This is a genomic window from Myxococcus sp. AS-1-15, from assembly GCF_020037055.1.
GTDB classification, from domain to species: domain Bacteria; phylum Myxococcota; class Myxococcia; order Myxococcales; family Myxococcaceae; genus Myxococcus; species Myxococcus fulvus.
The window spans coordinates 101,029-117,878 of the sequence record NZ_JAIQDF010000020.1 but is presented as its reverse complement, the minus strand read 5'-3'; the positions used below and the strand labels follow the sequence as shown (position 1 = coordinate 117,878).

Sequence of the window (16,850 nt, the reverse complement as noted above, 5' to 3'; positions counted from 1 at the left end):
GAGATGCCCGGCTCGCGACGTAGCCTCCGGCGCCATGGCCACCCCAGATGACCTGGCGTGCGAGCTCGCGGAGCTCGCGCGGCTGCGGCGCGCCCGAGACCTGATGGACCGGGAGTTCGACAGTCCCCTCACGGTGGAGTCGGTGGCCCGGGCGGCCGCCATGTCCCCCGCCCACTTCTCGCGCCGCTTCCGGAAGGAATACGGCGAGAGCCCCTACGGCTACCTGATGACCCGCCGCATCGAGCGCGCCATGGCGCTCCTGCGGCGCGGGGACCAGAGCGTCACCGACGTGTGCATGGCGGTGGGCTGCTCTTCCCTGGGTTCGTTCAGCGCGAGCTTCACCCGACTGGTGGGCATGCCGCCGTCCGACTACCGCGCGAAGCAGCACACCGAGGACCAGGTGCTGCCCGCCTGCATCCAGAAGGAGCGGACGCGCCCCCGCCGAGCAGGATTCGAGAAGCACCCTCCCACCCGTTGACCCACAGTGGAGTCATGACCCTCAAGCTCACCACCGTTCACCTGATTGTCGACGACCCGGACAAGGCGCTGCCGTTCTACCGCGACCTGCTGGGCCTGAAGCTCATCGGCGACGTCTCCCACGAGGCGTTCCGGTGGCTCACCCTCTCGCCTCCCGCGCAGCCGGACATCCAGATCGTCCTGAGCCAGCCGCACGCCGGCCGCACGAAGGAGGACGGTGACGCCATCGCGCGCCTGCTCGCCAAGGGCACGCTGGGCGGCGCCCTGTTCAGCAGCGCCAACCTCGCGGAGACCTTCGAGAAGCTGCGCGCCTCGGGCGCGGACGTAATGCAGGAGCCCACGAACCAGCCCTGGGGCGTACGCGACTGCGCCGTGAGAGACCCCGCCGGCAACCTCATCCGCATCAGCCAGGCCTTCCCCCTGCGCGGCAACGCGGGCTGAGCAAGCCCGCCCCCGTCGTCCCCACACCCCACCCGTTCGCCGTTGGTACCCCTGTCATGACCGAGCCCAAGCACTCCACTCCCGCGCATCCCGCGGACCGCCACGACCTCATCCGCGTCCGGGGCGCCAGGGAGAACAACCTCAAGGACGTGAGCGTCGAGCTCCCCAAGCGCCGGCTGACGGTGTTCACCGGCGTCTCCGGCTCGGGCAAGTCGTCGCTGGTCTTCGGCACCATCGCGGCCGAGTCCCAGCGGATGATCAACGAGACCTACAGCGCGTTCGTCCAGGGCTTCATGCCGTCCCTGGGCCGGCCCGAGGTGGACGTGCTGGAGGGCCTGACGACGGCCATCATCGTCGACCAGGAGCGCATGGGCGCCAACTCCCGCTCCACCGTCGGCACCGCGACGGACGCCAACGCGAGGCTGCGGGTGTTGTTCAGCCGCCTGGGCAAGCCGCACATCGGCTCCTCCAACGCGTTCTCCTTCAACATCCCGTCGGCGCGCGCGTCGGGGCAGATAACGGTCGACAAGGGCGAGGGCCAGGTCGAGGAGCGCGTGGTCACCATCTCCGGCGGCATGTGTCCCCGGTGCGAGGGCATGGGCTCGGTGACGGACATCGACCTGGGCCAGCTCTACGACGACAGCAAGTCGCTCAATGAAGGCGCGCTCACCATCCCCGGCTACAACGCCGACGGGTGGCAGGTGCGCATCTACGCGAACTCGGGCTTCCTGGACCCGGACAAGCCCATCCGCAAGTACACGAAGAAGGAGCTGGAGGACTTCCTCTACAAGGAGCCCACCAAGGTGAAGTTCGAGAGCATGAACCTCACCTACGAGGGCCTGGTGCCCCGCATCCAGAAGTCGTTCCTGTCCAAGGACAAGGAGGCGATGCAGCCGCACATCCGCGCCTTCGTGGAGCGCGCGGTGACCTTCACGCCCTGCCCCGAGTGCGGAGGCACCCGGCTCAACGCGGCCGCCCGGTCCTCCAAGGTGAAGGGCATCAACATCGCCGAGGCCTGCTCGATGCAGGTGAGTGACCTGGCCGAGTGGGTGCGCGGGCTGAACGAGCCCTCCGTCGCGCCGCTGCTGGCCACGCTGCGCCAGACGCTCGACTCGTTCGTGGAGATTGGCCTGGGCTATCTCAGCCTGGACCGTCCGTCGGGGACGCTGTCGGGCGGCGAGTCCCAGCGCATCCAGATGATTCGCCACCTGGGCTCGTCGCTCACCGACGTGACGTACGTGTTCGACGAGCCGACCGTCGGGCTGCATCCGCACGACATCCAGCGGATGAATGACTTGCTGCTGCGCCTGCGCGACAAGGGCAACACCGTGCTGGTGGTCGAGCACAAGCCGGAGGTCATCGAGATCGCGGACCACGTCGTGGACATCGGCCCGGGCGCGGGCACCGCCGGTGGCGCGGTGGTGTTCGAGGGCACCGTCGACGGGCTGCGCGCCAGCGACACGCTCACCGGACGGCACCTGGGCTACCGCGCGTCGTTGAAGCCCTCGGTGCGAAAGCCGTCGGGGGCGCTGAAGGTGCGCGGGGCGAAGGCGCACAACCTGCGGGGCGTGGACGTGGACATCCCGCTGGGCGTGCTGGTGGTGGTGACGGGCGTGGCGGGCTCCGGGAAGAGCTCGCTGATCCACGGCTCGGTGTCGGGGCGTGAGGGCGTGGTGACGGTGGACCAGAGCGCGATTCGCGGCTCGCGGCGCAGCAACCCGGCGACGTACACGGGGCTGCTGGAGCCGATTCGCAAGGCCTTCGCCAAGGCCAACGGCGTGAAGCCCACGCTGTTCAGCGCGAACTCGGAGGGCGCCTGCCCCACGTGCAACGGCGCCGGGGTCATCTACACGGACCTGGCGATGATGGCGGGGGTCAGCACGCTGTGCGAGGAGTGTGAGGGCAAGCGCTTCCAGGCGGCGGTGCTGGAGTACCGGCTGGGCGCGCTCAACATCGCCGAGGTGCTCGACCTGCCCGTCAAGGACGCGGCGACCTTCTTCGGCTCCAAGGAGGCGCGCACGCCGGCCGCGCATGAAATCCTGAAGCGGATGAACGACGTCGGGCTGGGCTACCTGCGGCTCGGCCAGCCCCTCACCACGCTGTCGGGCGGCGAGCGGCAGCGGCTGAAGCTCGCGACGCACATGGGTGAGGAGGGCGGCGTCTACGTGCTCGACGAGCCGACCACGGGCCTGCACCTGGCCGACGTGGAGAACCTCCTGGGGCTGCTGGACCGGCTGGTCGACTCGGGCAAGTCCGTCATCGTCATCGAGCACCACCAGGCCGTCATGGCGCACGCGGATTGGATCATCGACCTGGGTCCGGGCGCGGGGCACGACGGCGGGACCATCGTGTTCCAGGGGCCGCCGGCGGACCTCGTCTCCGCGAAGGCCACGCTGACCGGCCAGCACCTGGCGGCGTATGTCGGCGGGGCCTCGGGCGCGAAGGTCGGAGGCGGAAAGCCGGAAGCTCCCCGGGGGCGCGCGGCGCGGCGCTCGTAGTCGCGGCCTCCCACGAAGGCTCCGTGCTCCCAACGCGAGGGACACGGAGCCTTGCCGAGGCGATGGCTCAGGGCAGGACGGCGGTGGCTTCGACCTCCACGAGGATGTCCGGCTCGAAGAGCACGCTGACGCCAATCAACGAGGCCGGCGCGGGGACGAACTTCAGCTCCTGCGCGACCTGCTGAACACCCGCGCCGAACTGGGGCAGTTGCTCGGGCTTCCAGCCGACCACGTAGAACCTCAAGCGGACCACGTCGCTGAACGAGGCTCCGGCCGCCGCGAGCGCGAGGCCGACGTTGCGCAGCGACTGCGCCACCTGCCCCGCCAGGTCTCCTCGCGCGACGAGCTTCCCCTCCGCGTCGTAGGCGACCTGACCGGCGATGTGGACCTGCCGGGAGCCCGTGGAGATGGACACCTGATGGTAGAGCTCGGGCTTCATCATTCCATCGGGGTTGAGCAGCGTGACGGGCATGGCGGTTCTCCTGGGGTTGGCGATGTCATGACCCTATAGCGCTGGGATTGACGAACAGCGTTCCCCACTCCAGCGATGAGGCCGCTACAATCGTGGGGCCCATGAAGCGCGCCAACCTCGACGAAATCCTCGCCTTCATGTCCGTCGTGGACGCGGGCAGCTTCGTCGCGGGAGGGCGGGCCATCGGACTGACGCGCTCGGCCGCGGGCAAGGCGCTGGCCCGGCTGGAGTCGCGGCTCGGCGTGCGCCTGCTCCACCGCACCACACGCCACGTGAGCCTCACCGACGATGGCCGCGTCTTCCATGAGCACTGCCAGCAGGTCCTCGCCGCGCTGGAGGAAGCGGAGGCCAGCGTCGGACAGCACACGGGGACTCCGCGAGGCGTCCTGCGCCTCACCGTGCCGGACGCGTTCGGCAGGCTGCTGGTGCTCCCGGTGCTGCGGGACTACCTGCGGATGTGGCCCGAGGTGCAGGCGGAGGTGAGCTTCAGCGACCGCGTCGCGGACGTCATCGAGGAGGGCTACGACCTGGCCGTGCGCATCCAGGCGACCCATACGGATACGCGCCTGGTCTCCCGGCTCGTGGCCGAGTACCCCGCCATCCTCTGCGCCTCACCCACCTACCTGGCCGCGCGTGGAGAGCCCCGGACGCTGGAGGAGCTGTCCGCTCACGACTGCCTGTTCTTCAGCAGCCGCGCGCGCAGGCAGCGCTGGCGCCTGCGTGAGCAGGGCGGCTCCTGGGTCCACGTGGAGGGACGAAGCCGCCTCCGGCTAGACAGCGGCGAGGCGCTGCGTGACGCGGCGGTCGCCGGGATGGGCGTCGCGTTCCTCCCCGGCTTCCTCGTCGACGCGGACCTCTCGCGAGGGCGTCTGCGGGCGCTGCTGCCCTCCGTCGAGACGGGCACCGTGCGCATCACCGCGCTCTACCCGAGCAAGACCCACCTGCCCGCCAAGGTGCGGCGCCTCATCGACCTGATGGTCGAGCGCTGGAAGCCGAAGTCGCGCTGACGTGGGTCGCCGCCACGCGAACCCGGGCGGGAAGGCCCAGGCGCGCCACCACGGCGTCCGGCCCATCCTCGGCCAGCGTCACCCACGATTGCCGCGCCTCAGCGCGGAGCGCAGCCTTGCGGCTTGAACACTCGCTCCGTGGACGCGGGGAACCGGGCGAGCCTGCTGGCGGGCCGGCGCGGCCTCGGCGTGAGGTCACCGCCGCAGTTGGGGCAGATACCCTTCAAGCGCTCCGACACGCAGTTCGCGCAGAACGTGCATTCGAAGGTGCAGATGAACGCGTCCGTCGCGTCGGGCGGCAGGTCACGGTCACAACACTCACAGCCGGGGCGGAGCTGCAGCACGTGGGAGACCTCCTGGGCGTCGGGACCCAACGAAACACGGGGACGCGACCGGTGCAATCTCCCCGGCCCCAGCGCGCAGCCCCGCTGCCCGTTAACAGGAGCGCCTGACCTTGCCACGGGTGTCAGGGGCTGGCGTGGCCCCTAGGAGAGTCGGATGAACATCGGAGAACTCGCCCTGGAGTCCCCTCACTCGCCGTTCGCATCCCAACCGGAAGCGCTCGCGGCGCTCCTGGATGGCGCGCGCTGACGAAGGTCAGTCGCCCGAGGGCTCCGCCCGAAGCGCGAGGAGCAGCTCCACCTGGGCGCGCAACGTCCGCGCCTCCTCGTGCTTGCCCAGCTTGACGTAGAGGGCCTCCGCCTCCCGCCGCTCCTGGAGCTCCTTCTGGAGGAGGGCATCCACCGCCTCCGGTGACAGGAGCCGACGCGGCACGTCTCCGCTGCCCAGCCCCTCCACGCCCCCCGCGACGACCCCCGTGACGGCCTTGGGGGCGACGCTCAGGTCCGCCGCCTCGGCGTTGTCGAGCGCGGCCAGCGTCTCCCGCAGCACCGCCACCGCCGCCGCGTTCCTGTCCCTCAGCGCATCCTTGAGCGCGGCCCGCAGCCGCGTCTTCCAGTCACCCACCGTTCTCATCGGCCCACCGTAGAGGTCCCCACCCGAACACTCAAGGCAACCCACCCAGCACTCCCCTCCCGGCCCATGCTTTGTGTCTATTTGACACGAAGCATGGAGCTTGAGAGAGTGCCGACGTCATGGACACCGCCTTCGTCGCCTTCATTCCGCTCTCGAACTGGCTGCGCGGATTCGATCGCTACCGCATGCGGTACTCGAAAGCGTCCATCGCCGAGTCGACCTTCCCCGACGCGTTCTACATGTTGAGGGAGGACGAGCCCTGGACGCCGGGGCTCGCGAAGGCGCGGCGGCTCGTCGCGAAGCTCGGCCGCGCGAAGGACCGCGTCGTCGCGCTGCGCGCCCGGCTGCCCACGTCGGGTGAGCGGGCGATGCGCCCCAACGACACCACGGGCACGGGAATCGGCTGGCGGTGGCCCTCGCCCGAGGTCCCCTTGAGCGGCGTCGCGTGGGTCGAGGACGACGGGACGCTGCGCCCCACCCTCCACGAGGAGGTCACCGCGCAGGCCTTCCAGTTGGACGACACGGGGCTCGCGCCGTGGGAGGACTGCCGCCCCCGCTCCTTCTCCGTGCTGCCCGTGGCGAAGGCCTGTCAGGCGAAGTGCGCGTTCTGCTTCTCGAAGGCCAGCGTCTCCGACCTGGCGCGGCAGCGCAGCGCCTCGCTCGAACATCAGCTGCACTGGGCGGACCTCGCCCGCGCCCGAGGGGCGGAGCGCGCCGTCATCACCGGTGGAGGCGAGCCCACCTTGATGGCCCCCGGCCCGCTGCGCTCGCTGGTGCGCGGCCTCGCCGAGCGGTTCCCGAAGACACTCCTCATCACCAACGGCGCGCGCCTGGATGCGGGGCAGCTGCACGCCTTGCGCGACGAGGGCCTCACCACGCTGGCCGTCAGTCGCCACGGCGTCACGCGCGAGGACGACGCGCGCATCATGGGCCTGTCGGTGGACTCGGGTGCGCTCGCGCGGGCCTTCGGGCTGCGCAGCCGCGCCATCTGCGTCCTCCAGCGGGGCGGCGTGGATGACGTCCCCAAGGTCCTCGCCTACCTGGAGCGCAGCGCGCGCGACGGGTTCCACGAGGTCTGCTTCAAGGAGCTCTACGTCTCCAGCCTCTCCGAGAACGCGTGGGCGCCGAGCGCCGCGAACCAGTACTGCGCGGCGCATCAGGTGCCGCTCGCGCTCGTGCTCCACGCCATGGAGGTCGGAGGCTTCACGCAGGTCGACGCGCTCCCGTGGGGAAGCCCCGTGTTCGAGGGAGAAGTCGCGGGGCGGGTGCTGCGCGTGGCGGCGTACACGGAGCCGTCCGTCGGCTGGGAGCGCACGCACCGGAAGGTCCGCTCGTGGAACCTCATGAGCGATGGGACCTGCCTCGCCTCGCTCGAGGACCCCGCCTCGGAGCTGCGCGGATGAGACACGAGGACTTCCTCGCGCTGCGGGACTCGTGGCGCGCGAAGCGGCCCGGGCTCATCGACCTGGCGGAGCTCAACGTCTACCGGAGCCTCGGGCCTGGCTTCGCGCCCATCGCGCCTTCGACCCACGCGGAGTCGCCCTACCGGTGTCACCTCGCCGAGCGCTATCTCGCGCACCTGGGGCTCGACGCGGGGCTCAAGGCGCGAACGCAGGTCAGCCACGGGGTGCGGCGCTCCCTGCGCGCGCTGTTCGGCTGGCTCGCGTCCCGGCGGGCGCGCCTCGGCGTCCCCGAGGACGTGTACCCGGTGTACCTGCAGCTCGCCGACGAAGCAGGTGTCCAGGTCGTTCGCTACGCCTCGCGCGAGGGCCTGCCCGCGCTCCAAGACTGCGACGCGCTCCTGCTGTGCGAGCCGCTCAAGCCCTGGGGACGCGAGCTCGGACGCGAGGAGGCCGAGCAGGTGGAGGCGTGGGTCCGCGCCGAGCCGGGGGAGCGGGTGCTGCTCATCGACTCCGCGTACGCGACACCTCCGGCGCCGTGGGTCCTGCGGCTCATGCAAGAGGAGCTCGCGTTCGTCCTCGTCTCGCTGTCGAAGGGCTGGCTCATCCCGGACCACGCGGGGCTGTGCATCACGCCATCGCGGTGGCGCGAGGACATGCGCGCCGCCTTCGCGCCGCTGCCGAAGGACGAGCGCAAGCTGCGCATCGGCTACGCCGCGCTCACCGAGCACGCAGCGCGTCCCACCGAGGTCCGAGCACGTCTCGTCGAGCATGCGCGCGCACTGGACGCGCTCACCACCCGCAGACCCGAGCTGCGGGCCTCGCGCTGCATCGGATACTTCGCCACGTCACAGTGCTCGTTCGATGCGCTGCTGGAGCAGGGCGTCCTCGGCGTGCCGGCGTCCGTCTTCGGCGGCCCCGAGGCGCTGAGCATCCTCTCGAGCCTCCCCGCCGCGCCGTCGGCACGAGCGACCTGATGGCACGGCGGTGGTTCTTCACGCAGCGCGGCCTGTATTGACACCCAGCTCGCGGGCGCACCGGGCCTCTCCCGCGACCGGTGCGCCCTCTCTCGTGAAGCCGTCGCTACTCGAAGAGGGAGAGCTGCCCCAGCGAGCGCAGCTGCCCCGTCGTCTCGCGCGGGACCGCCTTCACCCGGACCTGGGACACGGCCGTCGTGCCGGTCAGGTCCACCTCCACGAAGGGCCGCGCGCCCGTGCCCTCGAGCAGGTTGGCCAGGGGCACCCACTGCGTGCCGTCGGCGCTGCCCTCCAGCACCAGCTCGTTCACGGCGCCGGACACCTCGAAGTTGCGCAGCACCGCCTTGCGTGGCACCACCGGCCTGGCCAGCTGCACCACGACCTCCTGGACGCCCGTCTGGAAGAGCACGAGCCCATCCAGCTCTCCGTTCGTGAGGCGGCACGGCGTCTCCGCGTTCAGGTACGTGCACGTCGCGCCACGGCTCACGGGGACGAGCGCCCGGCGAGGCAGGGCCCGCTCATCGCTGACATAGGTGAGGCTCACCGACTCCGAGCCCGCCTTCGCGTCACGCTCGACGCTGACGAACGCCTCGAGCCCCGCCGCGTCCTCGAGGACGTAGTCGCTCAGGCGCACGGGCGACACGGCATCCGTCACCCGCCAGGCCTCACGCAGCGAGGGGCGCACGGACAACACGTGCCCATCGCTCTCCAGCCCGTGCGTCGCGCGCAGGGAGCGGAAGCCCACGCTCACCCCTCCCGCCTCCTCGGTGGCCGTCATCGTGCCGGTCCACTCCTGCAGCACGGGCAGCTGGACCTCCGACTCCTGCACGAGGAACGCGGCGGAGACGCTCCGACCCTCACGCTGCGCCGGCGAGCGGAGGACGAAGCAGCGCGCGATGCTCCCGTTGCGCGTGTCCGCTCCCAACAGGTCCAGCTCGAACGTGCCATCCGCGCGGGCCTTCACCGACTTCCAGCTCGCCGTGAAGCCCGCGAACGCACACGACGAGTTGTCGCTGCGGTAGACCTTCAACATCGCCTCGGGCAACGCCGCGCCCGCCTCGTCGACCAGGCGCCCCTTCAGGACGATGTCCAGGTCATCCGCGACCTTGCTCTCGGTACAGCCGACCACCCACGTCAAACCACCCAGTGTCAACGCGCGAATCCATCGCATGGGAACCCCCTTGGCCAATGAGCCGGGGCTTCATTGCAAGATCGGGCGCAGGGGCCGCTCCCTCTGGAGGCGCGGAGCAGGACCCGTCCTTTCGTGACAGGGCCGTCATGGCGAGCCCCCTACGCGGGTGCCACCGCCACTTCGCGGTGGCCTCGCCGGGGCCGAGAGCCCAGGGCGATGCGCGGCAGTCGAGCAACGCGCGGAGCTTGGGCGCCTCGGTCTCCGGGACGGCGCCACGCAGCTCGACGGGGTCGAGGAGGAAAGGGGAAGGCAGCCACATGGGCTGAAGCCGCGCCCCCCGCTCCGGCACACGCGGTACCGGCGCGGGGCGTCGTGTCACGGCAGGCAGGTCGTCGACAGCAGCGTGAGGGACGTCGAGCCCACCTGGCTCACCATCACCTCCAGCCGGTCACCGCCGCTGAAGTTCCCGGCCGCGAGCCCGCGCGGCATGGCGTCCAGCACCACGTCCCTCCTCGCCGCGAACGAGCCATCTCCCAGGCCGCGCAGGAAGCTGACCGTCTTCGACTCGTCGTGCGTCACCGCGACATCCAGGTGGCCGTCCTGGTCGAAGTCCGCCACGAGCAGCGCGCCCACTTCACCCAGCACGGGGAAGCGCTTCGCGGCATCGAACGTGCCGTTGCCTCGGCCCAGCCCCACGCTCACCTCGGGCTCGTTGAAGGAATCTCCCTTGCTCGTCACCAACAGGTCCGCCCGGCCATCGTGATTGAAGTCAGCGGCCGCCACGTGCCTGGGCTGGTTCTGGGCGGAGTAGCGAGCGCCCGAGCGGAACGAGTTGCCGTCTCCCGAGCCGAAGTAGACGTAGACGTCGGAGACGAGCGACGCGGGGAGCGCCACATCCAGGTGTCCGTCCCCGTCGAAGTCCGCCGTGGTGACGGTGAGCGCGGCGAAGGGGAGGTTGAAGTCCTGCCGGGTGAGCGCACCGAACCCATTCCCCCGCATCCAGCTCAGCGTGGAGCTGCCCGTCGAGAGGCTCGTGTTGACGGTGAAGACATCCAGGTTCCCATCACCGTCGAAGTCCGCGGTCGTCATCGCCCACGGCCCCGCGCCGGTGAGCGCGCTGCGTCCCTCGCCGAAGTCGCCGTTCCCGAGCCCGGGCAGCACGCTCACCGTCTGGCTGCGAGTGTTGAGCACCGCCACGTCCAGCAGCGAGTCGTTGTTGAAGTCGCCGGTGAGGACCTGCTGCGGGTCCGCGCCGACGCCGAACTCTCCCTGCTTGCGCACGCGCCCCTCGCCCTGTCCGAGGTAGCTCGCCACCGTCCTCTCGGTCATCCGGGTCCCGGCGAGGTCCGGCTTCCCGTCCTTGTCGAAGTCCCCCGCGACCAGTCCCCGGAGCTCCGCCTCCACGGCGACCTGGGGGAGCTTCGTCCAGCCGACGTTGTCACACCGGGTCTTCGACAGCCGAGGCGCCGAGGGCGGCCCCTTCCCCACTGCGGTCACCGCGCGGACGACGACCTGGTACTCCGTCTCCGGCGTCAGCCCGGTGAGCAGCACGCTGGTGCTCAGCGTCGCCTCGGAGCGCGGGGTGGCGGCATCGAGGAGCTCGACGACATACGACTGCACCCTCGCGCCTCCATCCGAGTCGGGCGGCGCCCAGCTCACCTGGAGCGTCGAGTTCCCGGGGAAGACCTCGAGGATGCGTGGGGCGCCCGGCAGGGCCAGCGTCGTCACGGGGGTCGAGGAGCCCGACTCCGGCCCGTCACCGGCGGCGTTGGTGGCGCGGACGTGGAAGGTGTAGCTCGTGTTGTCGGCGAGCCCGGCCACCAGCGCGGTCGTGGCGCCGGTCGTCGTGGTGGTGACGCCGCCGGTGCCCGTCACCGTGTACTTCACGATGGCGCCGCCACCGTTCGAGGCGGGCGCCTTCCAGCTCACCTGCGCGGAGCGGACACCGGCCTGCGCCTGGACCTCCGTCGGCGCGCCCGGCACCGTCACCTCGGGCTCCGGCTTCGGCGGAGGACCCTCGCCTCCACCGCTGGAGCCACAACCCGCGCACACCCCGAGCAATCCCACCAGCAGCGTGGCCACGAAGCCGCGCGCATGCACATGAAGCATCATTCCGTCCCTGTTCGAAGAGCCCCGGCCAGCCATGGACGGCCCGCTGAGCAAGCCATATGCCCATGCGCGCCCCGAGGAGGACAGGTGCGAGGCGTGCACCGCATGGCACAGGGACTGTGAGGCGGAGGGCACGCCGCCCCCTTCCCTGCACAGCGCATCCCGCTTCACTCACACCGCGCGCTGAATCAGACCCGGGTCAGGGGCCATGATTCGCAGCGCCGAGGTCATTCATGGTGAGCCTGTGGGACATGCTGAGCCTGTTGTGGGTTGCATCCACCGTCGGCGGAACGCTGGGCGGCGCCCTGAGCGCGGGCGGAGGCTTCGCCCGGTTGAGCCTGGGCCTCTTGCTGGGGCTCGCGATGGGCGTGCTCCTCGCGCTGGGCTTCAGCTTCCCTCTCCGTGAAGCGTCCGTGGCGGCCGTGCCCATCAGGGGCACGTGGGGACGCAGTCGATGGGCTGGTTCCTCCACGTCCCCGCCGAGCAGGACCAACAACCTCCCGCAGCGCAGACATCCGCGCACTGCTGTCCACACTGGTAGCCGCACCCGGCCCTGCACTCGATAGCCGAGGCACCGCCCGGCGGCGGGCCATCACAGGCGTCCTCCGACGTCGAGTCACCACAGGCGAGGCAGACCCCCCACGCACACAGACTCAGGCCCCTCAGTCGCTTGCTCGCCAACGTGTCGCCTCCAGGTTCTCGGGGCAGAAGACCACGGAACTCCCGACACAGCCGTCACGATTCGCATCGACAGCGCGGTGCGCGAATGCGGAGACAGGGCGGCCCGGGTATAGGGACATCACCTTGGGGGGATTCCTGGAGCACCGAATGCAGTGGAGAACAGCGGTACTGGCGGCCCTCCTCATGGGGTGCGCCCCCACGTTGAAGCCCCCCGAGACGTCCCTCGCATCCCCGACCGTCGCCGCGTCCACCGCCGTGGTGACGGAGGACATCGAGCGCTTCTGGGTGGCCCACGACGCCGCGGTGGCGACCCCGGATGTCGCCGAGCGCGCCGCCCTCCTCCAGCGCCTCTACATCGACCCGGGGAGCCCCGGGCTGCACGCCCTGATGCAGGCGCGTGACTACACGGCCCAGTCCTACGCGGACGTCATCACCCGCTATCCCAGGTACTGGGCCTCCGTCCGCCCGCTGACGGCGCGGGCCCGGAGCGCGGCCGCGTCGTTGGAGCAGGACCTGGCCACCTTGCGGAAGCTGTATCCCGAGCTGCGGCCCGCCACCATCACCTACGCCATCGGCGCCATGCGCACCGGCGGCACGACGCTCGGCGACAAGGTGCTCATCGGCGCGGAGATTGCGCTCACGGACGAGTCGGTGGACGTGTCCGAGTTCCCCGAGCCGATGAAGACCCGCCTGGGCGCCTTCTTCGCCACGCGCCCCATCGACAACAACGGCCAGAACAACGTCCACGAGTACGTGCACACGCAGCAGCGAGACATGGCGGACGTGCTCGCCTCGCGCGTCGTCTACGAGGGCGTGGCCGAGTTCGTCGCCGAGCAGGTCACCGGCAAGCGCCCCCCGCTGGAGATGTACCGCTACGGCCCCGCGCACGCGGACGCCATCCGCGAACACTTCGTCGCGCAGATGGACGGCGCGTCCCTGACGGACTGGCTCTACAACGCGCCCACCAACACCTTCGGCGTGTCGGACCTCGGCTACTACGTGGGCTACGAGATTGCCCGGGGCTACCACGCGCGGGCCGCCGACAAGCGCGCGGCCCTCCGGGAGATGATTCAGCTCGACTACGGCGACGTCGCCGCGGTGAAGGCCTTCATCCAGGCCTCCGGCTACTTGCAGCAGTAGCCACGCGCCGCCGCCCTCACTCCCTCCGGGTGGCGGCCTTCGGCGCGGGCTCCTCGCGCAGCACCTGGAGCGCGCGCTCGAGCAGCTCGTCGCGGCCCGCCTGCAGCCCCGCGAGCGTGGGCCGCACCTTCACGTGCGGCTCCAGTCCCTTCTTCTGGAGCTGCCGCCCGTCGCCGTGCAGCACCGCCTGCCCGGTGAAGTAGAAGACCACCCCTCCGGGCAGCAGCGCCCGGGTGACGTCTCCGTCCGTCCCCGTGGTGGGGCTGCCCACGAAGACGGTGTCCGTGGTGGCCGCCAGCAGGAGCCCGGTGTGCTCGGCCTGGCTGATGGCGCGCGCGTCGATGAGCGTCACCGTGCGGCCCCGGTACTTCGGGCCCGGGCGCGCCGGCACGGCGTCACTGGACTTCAGCTGGCTCGAACGCAGGCCCCGCACCAGCGGGCGCTCATACACGGCATACGGACGCGAGCCCTTCACGTCGAGGTACGGCCCGAGCGCCCACATCGTGCCGCGCGGATAGTCCCGCAGGTCGAACACGATGCCGCGCGTGTCCTTCAGCGCCTCGAACATCGCGGGGACCTGCTGCTCCTCCAGCAGCCCCAGGTCCACGAAGCCGATGTTGCCCTCCAACATCCGCCAGGGGCTCCCCACCTGCGCCTGGGGTGGAATCCCGCGCCGATGCGTGCCCTTCACCTCCCGCAGGCCCTGGGGACCGCGCACGCCCAGCGTGGACACGGTGCCGTCCGGCGCCGACGCCGCGCGGCGCAGGCGGAAGTCCCGCAGCATCTGCGGCGTCGACGCCGCCACGTAGGGCGTGACGCGACGGACCCTCGCCTCGAAGGGCTCGCCATTGAAGGTCTCGATGACATCCCCCACGGCCAGGCCCGGCACGGCCTCCGGGACGAACACCTCCAGCACCACGGCCTTGCCGTCGAGGTCGGTGAGCCAGATGGGCAACGAGGCGCCATAGAAGCGCTCCAGCTCGGGGTGGCCTCGCATCTGGGCGTGCCCGTCCTCGAGCCACGTGGCCGCCTCGACCAACGTCAGCGCATACGCCTGCGCATCCTTCGCGGCCTCCAGCTTCTGGAGCAGCCCGGGCAGCCGCGCCTCCCAGGGACGGCTCAGCAGCGAGTGGTAGGGAAAGAAGAATTGAACCACGCTCCAGAACTTGGCCCCCGCGAGCAGCCGCAGCTCCCGCGAGGGCTGGAGCGCGTCCGGATACGCCGGCTCGGGGCGCCAGGCGGGGACGGGCCTGGAAGACAGTGCCACCGCCGCCGCCTTGGGAGGCCGGTTCGCCAGCGCGAGCGCCTGCCGCAGCCCCTCGTCGGGCCCCGTCGTCGTCGCGCGCGCGGGCCGCTTCACGTCCGCCTCGAGCGGCAACACCGGCTCATCCAGGCTCACCAGCGCCTGGAAGCCCTCGCCCAACGGCACGGGGAGCTGGTGATTCAGGGACGCGATGCTCAGCGGCCCCTCGGCCACCAGGAGCGCCTTTCCCTGGGCGCGCAGGGCCAGGATGGCGACATCGAGCGCGGAGTCCTCATCGACCAGGAACACGAGCCGCGCGGGCTTGCGTCCCGGGGTGCCCACAAGCAGCTCACTGGCGGAGGCGACGAGCTCGGTGTGGTAGGTGCCGTCCGTGCCATCCTGCGCGCGCAGCCCCGCGTGGGCCACTTCGCGAAGCCCCGGCACGCTCAGCTCGCCTTCGATGAAGTGCGGCAGCAGCCGCGACCCCACCCACGAGGCGCCATAGCGCTCGAGCCCGCGCATGCGGAGGTCCAGCACCACCGCGCGCGCGCGGGCGGCCTCCGCGTCGAGCGTGGTGCTCAGCTCACGGAAGGTCGCGAACGCCTCCGGCCCCAGGAGGTTGCGCAGGTCCAGCACCAGGACGTCCTTCTCCCAGCTCTTGAGCGGACGCAGGGCCGGCGCGGGCTCCTTCCGGACGACGGGCGTCTCGGGCTCCACCAGCGTCGCTGGATCACCGAGCACCGCGAGCATCCCCTGCACGGCGGCGGCGTATTCGCGCGCGTCCCTCGCGGCCTCCACCTTGGGGAGCGCGGCGAGGAAGGCCGCGTCCCACTCGGCGGGCATCGAGAAGGCCCAGGGGTGTCGGAAGCGGACGTCGCCCCACAGCTTCACCAGCCGAACCCGACGCTCCGCGCGCAGGGCCTCGGTCGTGTCGGCGGTGGTGGCACCGGGCGGCGCCGCCCCCGTGAGACACAGGAGGGCCAGGGACCACAGGGAGATTCGCTGGAGCAGCGCGCGCGTCATCGGGACATCCTCCCGACCTCGGGGTGGAGCTTGCGACCTGCGCGCAGCTCACCCGACTTCGCACGGGTGACGCAACCACCGGGGCGGCGTGCCCTCGGACGACGCGGAGCCTGACGCGCGCCGTCGAGGGCTTCGCGCGCCGCTACTTCTTCTTCACCAGCTTCTGGCCCAGCGTGAGCAGGAGCACCAGCACGCCGCCCGCGGCCAGACCCACCGCGCCGTTGAGCAGCATGGGGGCCAGGCCGCCCAGGATGCTGCCCACGCCGGGCGCCGACGAGGCCCAGGCCGTGAACGACTCTTCCATGTGGTGCAGGGTGGAGACGCCGTGCACGAGGATGCCGCCGCCCACCAGGAACATGGCCGCCGTGCCCGCCACGGAGAGGAACTTCATCAGCATCGGCGCCGCGCGGAGGATGCCCGCGCCCAGGCCGCGCTGGAAGCCGCTGGCTTGACGGCTGAGGTAGAGCCCCGCGTCGTCCAGCTTCACGATGCCGGCCACCAGCCCGTACACGCCCACCGTCATGATGAGCGCGATGCCCACCAGCACCGAGACGCGGGTGGCGAAGGTCGCCGCGGCCACGGTGCCCAGGGTGATCGCGATGATTTCGGCGGAGAGGATGAAGTCGGTGCGCACCGCGCCCTTGATCTTGTCCTTCTCCAGCGCCACCAGGTCCACGGCCGGGTTCGCCAGCGCCTCGCGCAGCTCCGCCTTGTGCGCCTCGTCCTCCGCGCCGTGCAGGAACTTGTGGGCGATCTTCTCGAAGCCCTCGAAGCACAGGTAGGCGCCGCCCACCATGAGCAGCGGCGTCACCAGCCACGGCGCCAGCGCGCTGATGGCCAGCGCCGCCGGCACCAGGATGGCCTTGTTGACCAGCGAGCCCTTCGCCACCGCCCACACCACCGGCAGCTCGCGGTCCGCGTTCACGCCCGTCACCTGCTGGGCGTTGAGCGCCAGGTCGTCTCCGAGCACGCCTGCCGTCTTCTTCGCCGCCACCTTCGTCAGGATGGAGACGTCATCCAGGATGGTCGCGATGTCGTCGATGAGCGCAATCAGACTGCTGCCGGCCATGAAGTGTCTTCCCGAGGGAGGTGAGGGACGTCGCTGTACCGCCAGGACGGATTAGCACAGCGGGGAGTCCGGGGCACGGCTTCGCGCGGGGCCCTCGGACCTCCCTAAGCAGGCGCCCCGGAACGCGAAAGTCCTCCCCCGGGAAGGCAGGCGAGCACCCCGGGCCGCTTCATCGGCTTGACTATTATTATCTTCGAGTAATAACA

At 70.9% G+C, this 16,850-nt stretch carries 14 protein-coding genes; 7 read left to right on the top strand and 7 right to left on the bottom strand.

All coding sequences use genetic code 11. The features are described 5' to 3' along the window. The first annotated feature begins 34 nt into the window (after positions 1–34). The 3 genes from K8625_RS38210 to K8625_RS38200 are packed head-to-tail and all read left to right on the top strand — an operon-like array spanning position 35 to position 3,416. Complete coding sequence (locus K8625_RS38210) at positions 35–478, top strand: helix-turn-helix transcriptional regulator (protein ID WP_223750261.1); 444 nt, start codon at positions 35–37, stop codon at positions 476–478. 14 nt (positions 479–492) lie between these two features. After that, the gene (locus K8625_RS38205) at positions 493–918 is read left to right on the top strand and encodes a VOC family protein (RefSeq protein ID WP_223785480.1); all 426 of its coding nucleotides are present in this window, start codon (positions 493–495) and stop codon (positions 916–918) included. 56 nt (positions 919–974) lie between these two features. After that, the gene (locus tag K8625_RS38200) at positions 975–3,416 is read left to right on the top strand and encodes an excinuclease ABC subunit UvrA (RefSeq protein WP_223785479.1); all 2,442 of its coding nucleotides are present in this window, start codon (positions 975–977) and stop codon (positions 3,414–3,416) included. Positions 3,417–3,483: 67 nt separating this feature from the next. On the opposite strand, the gene K8625_RS38195 is transcribed toward K8625_RS38200, so the two are convergent. Then, the gene (locus K8625_RS38195) at positions 3,484–3,888 is read right to left on the bottom strand and encodes a RidA family protein (RefSeq protein ID WP_141324986.1); all 405 of its coding nucleotides are present in this window, start codon (positions 3,886–3,888) and stop codon (positions 3,484–3,486) included. A gap of 101 nt (positions 3,889–3,989) precedes the next feature. On the opposite strand from K8625_RS38195, the gene K8625_RS38190 reads away from it, so the two are divergent. Further along, the gene (locus K8625_RS38190) at positions 3,990–4,895 is read left to right on the top strand and encodes a LysR family transcriptional regulator (protein ID WP_141324988.1); all 906 of its coding nucleotides are present in this window, start codon (positions 3,990–3,992) and stop codon (positions 4,893–4,895) included. Positions 4,896–4,993: 98 nt separating this feature from the next. Here K8625_RS38190 and K8625_RS38185 read toward each other — a convergent pair whose 3' ends face one another. Then, complete coding sequence (locus K8625_RS38185) at positions 4,994–5,239, bottom strand: DUF1272 domain-containing protein (protein ID WP_223785478.1); 246 nt, start codon at positions 5,237–5,239, stop codon at positions 4,994–4,996. Between the two features lie 253 nt (positions 5,240–5,492). Next, entirely contained in the window at positions 5,493–5,870 is a 378-nt protein-coding gene (locus K8625_RS38180) for a hypothetical protein (protein WP_223750257.1), read from the bottom strand. 119 nt (positions 5,871–5,989) lie between these two features. On the opposite strand from K8625_RS38180, the gene K8625_RS38175 reads away from it, so the two are divergent. Continuing rightward, positions 5,990–7,273, top strand: coding sequence for a radical SAM protein (locus tag K8625_RS38175; RefSeq protein ID WP_223785477.1), 1,284 nt, complete (start codon positions 5,990–5,992; stop codon positions 7,271–7,273). Then, complete coding sequence (locus tag K8625_RS38170) at positions 7,270–8,247, top strand: hypothetical protein (RefSeq protein ID WP_223750255.1); 978 nt, start codon at positions 7,270–7,272, stop codon at positions 8,245–8,247. The genes K8625_RS38175 and K8625_RS38170 overlap by 4 nt, the downstream gene beginning before the upstream one ends. A gap of 106 nt (positions 8,248–8,353) precedes the next feature. Here K8625_RS38170 and K8625_RS38165 read toward each other — a convergent pair whose 3' ends face one another. Both K8625_RS38165 and K8625_RS38160 read right to left on the bottom strand, forming a co-directional pair. After that, positions 8,354–9,418, bottom strand: a complete 1,065-nt coding sequence (locus tag K8625_RS38165; RefSeq protein ID WP_223750254.1) for a hypothetical protein — start codon at positions 9,416–9,418, stop codon at positions 8,354–8,356. A 336-nt stretch (positions 9,419–9,754) separates the two neighbouring features. After that, on the bottom strand, positions 9,755–11,491 hold the full coding sequence (locus tag K8625_RS38160) for an FG-GAP-like repeat-containing protein (protein ID WP_223785476.1): 1,737 nt from the start codon (positions 11,489–11,491) through the stop codon (positions 9,755–9,757). A gap of 825 nt (positions 11,492–12,316) precedes the next feature. Here K8625_RS38160 and K8625_RS38155 point away from each other — a divergent pair. Next, positions 12,317–13,309 carry a hypothetical protein gene (locus K8625_RS38155; protein WP_223750252.1) on the top strand — a complete coding sequence of 331 codons (993 nt, stop codon included), beginning with the start codon at positions 12,317–12,319 and terminating at the stop codon, positions 13,307–13,309. Positions 13,310–13,325: 16 nt separating this feature from the next. Here the strand turns inward: K8625_RS38155 and K8625_RS38150 are convergent, their stop codons facing one another. Both K8625_RS38150 and K8625_RS38145 read right to left on the bottom strand, forming a co-directional pair. Then, a complete protein-coding gene (locus K8625_RS38150) occupies positions 13,326–15,575 on the bottom strand; it encodes a S41 family peptidase (protein ID WP_223750251.1) in 2,250 nt (749 codons plus the stop codon). Between the two features lie 142 nt (positions 15,576–15,717). Beyond that, a complete protein-coding gene (locus K8625_RS38145; RefSeq protein ID WP_223750250.1) occupies positions 15,718–16,644 on the bottom strand; it encodes a DUF808 domain-containing protein in 927 nt (308 codons plus the stop codon). Positions 16,645–16,850 lie beyond the last annotated feature (206 nt).